The organism is Microcystis sp. M53603_WE2, from assembly GCF_030065435.1.
The window spans coordinates 1-2154 of sequence record NZ_JASJFF010000627.1 but is presented as its reverse complement, the minus strand read 5'-3'; the positions used below and the strand labels follow the sequence as shown (position 1 = coordinate 2154).

At 48.0% G+C, this 2154-nt stretch carries 2 protein-coding genes and 1 tRNA gene; 2 read left to right on the top strand and 1 reads right to left on the bottom strand.

What is annotated here, in order from left to right; genetic code table 11:
* Nucleotides 1-201: 201 nt before the first annotated feature.
* A complete protein-coding gene (gene prmA, locus PX481_RS13370) occupies nucleotides 202-1098 on the top strand; it encodes a 50S ribosomal protein L11 methyltransferase (RefSeq protein ID WP_288094724.1) in 897 nt (298 codons plus the stop codon).
* 117 nt (nucleotides 1099-1215) lie between these two features.
* Here the strand turns inward: prmA and PX481_RS13365 are convergent.
* Nucleotides 1216-1288: transfer RNA gene (locus PX481_RS13365), tRNA-Arg, on the bottom strand.
* Between the two features lie 56 nt (nucleotides 1289-1344).
* Between PX481_RS13365 and surE the strand changes: the two genes are divergently transcribed.
* A partial coding sequence (gene surE / locus PX481_RS13360) for a 5'/3'-nucleotidase SurE (RefSeq protein WP_288094723.1) occupies nucleotides 1345-2154 on the top strand: 810 nt, incomplete at its 3' end.

The following is a 2154-nucleotide window of genomic DNA, read 5'->3' as shown; positions in this document are numbered from 1 at the left end:
TGAAAAGAAAGCTCCGCACTTGCCACTTAAGTAGGGAGGTACAATTATTTGTAGGATGGGTTAGCGGTAGCGTAACCCATGCGGGCGTTGGGTTTCATGCTTCAACCCAACCTACGTTCATCTTATATTTAATTCCACCCACCTACTTAATACTGTTGACTGAAAACTCAAATCTGATAACTGATCACTGATCACTGATATATGTCTAATAGTTGGTGGGAAATTACGGTTTTGTGCGAACCTAGTCTCGAAGAAACGGTTTTCTGGAGACTGGAAAATTTTGGCTGTTCGGGAACGGCCACTGCTAAAAAACAATCCTCTTTAGAGGTTAAGGCCTATATACCAGAAATTAAAGCGCAATTGCCCGATTTAGAGGCACTAAGCCTCTGCTTAAAGGAAGATGCTTTGATTTTAGGTTTTCCCGAACCTGTCAGCCATTGGCAGTTAATGGACGAGGAAGACTGGGCCAGCAGTTGGAAACAACATTGGCAAATTAGCGAGATCGGCGATCGCTTTTTGATCTGTCCTGCTTGGTTAAATCCCCCCGAAAATAACCAGAGATTGGTGATTAAAATTGACCCCGGTTCCGCTTTTGGCACGGGAACGCATCCAACCACGCAATTATGTCTAGAATCCCTAGAAATGCGTTTAAGTAGCCATCCAGAGAATAAAATTATCGCCGATATCGGTTGTGGTTCCGGTATACTGGCGATCGGGGCGATTTTATTGGGGGCCAAAAAAGTTTATGCTGTCGATATAGATCCCCTGGCGGTGAATGCGACGCGCAGTAATCGCCATCTCAACGGGATTAACCCCGAAAATTTAGCTATTAATCAGGGTAGTGTCGAGGAGTTGTTAGAATTAATTCCCGATGGTGTTGATGGCATCGTTTGTAATATTTTAGCCGAGACAATTATCGCTTTAATGCCCGCAATCACCCGTCTGGCAAAACCCACCACTTGGGGAATTTTAAGCGGCATCCTCGTCACCCAAGCACAAGCGGTTACAGATATTTTAGAACCCCAAGGCTGGACAGTGGCTGCCCTATGGAAACGTCAAGAATGGTGTGGTCTTCAAATTCGTCGCACCGTGGATTAGTATCGGGTTTGCGGCAAAAAGTTTTTCGAGGGGGTAGGGTGTGGGGTGTGGGGTTTTACCCATTTTGGCGAGCGGGGAGCAGCACAACCGGGGGAATACCGACCCCTGATTTCTGAACGAGTACGGAGGGAGTCGAACCCCCGACACCCAGGACCGGAACCTGGTGCTCTATCCTCTGAGCTACGTACCCACAATAAAATACTATTACATTATACCACTAGCCGACGCAGTAGAGCAGAAATTTCCATGACTAGCGATCGCCCTTTAAAACTACTAATCAGTAACGATGACGGCATTTCCGCTCTAGGAGTCCGCACCCTCGCTAACACCCTCGCTACTGCGGGCCATCAAGTCATCGTAGTTTGTCCAGACGGCGAGCGCTCTGCTACCGGTCATGGCTTAACCCTACACCATCCCATCCGGGCCGAACAGGTGGAAGGAATTTTTCACCCCGATGTGATTGCTTGGTCCTGCTCGGGAACTCCCGCCGATTCGGTGAAATTTGCCCTTAGTGCCGTCCTCAAAGAGCGTCCCGATTTAGTTTTAGCCGGCATTAACCACGGGTCTAATCTCGGCACCGATATCCTCTATTCTGGCACGGTTTCCGCGGCCATGGAGGGCTTAATCGAAGGTATTCCCAGTATTGCTGTTAGTCTGGCTAGTTTTAAAGCCTGTGATTTCCAACCGGCCGCCGATTTTGCCCTCACTTTAGTCAGGAAAGTTGCCCTTAACCCTTTTTCTATTCCCACTTTACTCAATGTGAACGTCCCTCCGGTTAGTAGTGCCGAAATCAAGGGGGTGAAAATCACTAGGCAGGGATTGCGACGCTACGAGGAAACCTTCGAGAAAAGACTGGATCCTAGGGGTAAAAGTTATTACTGGTTAATTGGGGAAGTGGTGGAAGATATCGAACAACCGGACTACAGCCATTTACCCCCGCAAGTGCCTACGGATGTGCGCGCTATTGGCGAGAATTTTATCACCATCACGCCCCTACAATACAATTTAACTGATGTGCAGGGTTTTCAACATTTGCACCGGAATTCTTGGTTTGAT

Bases quoted from the DNA above. Each gene is read 5' to 3' on its own strand.
- prmA (WP_288094724.1), top strand. From the start codon at position 202: ATGTCTAATAGTTGGTGGGAAATTACGGTTTTGTGCGAACCTAGTCTC.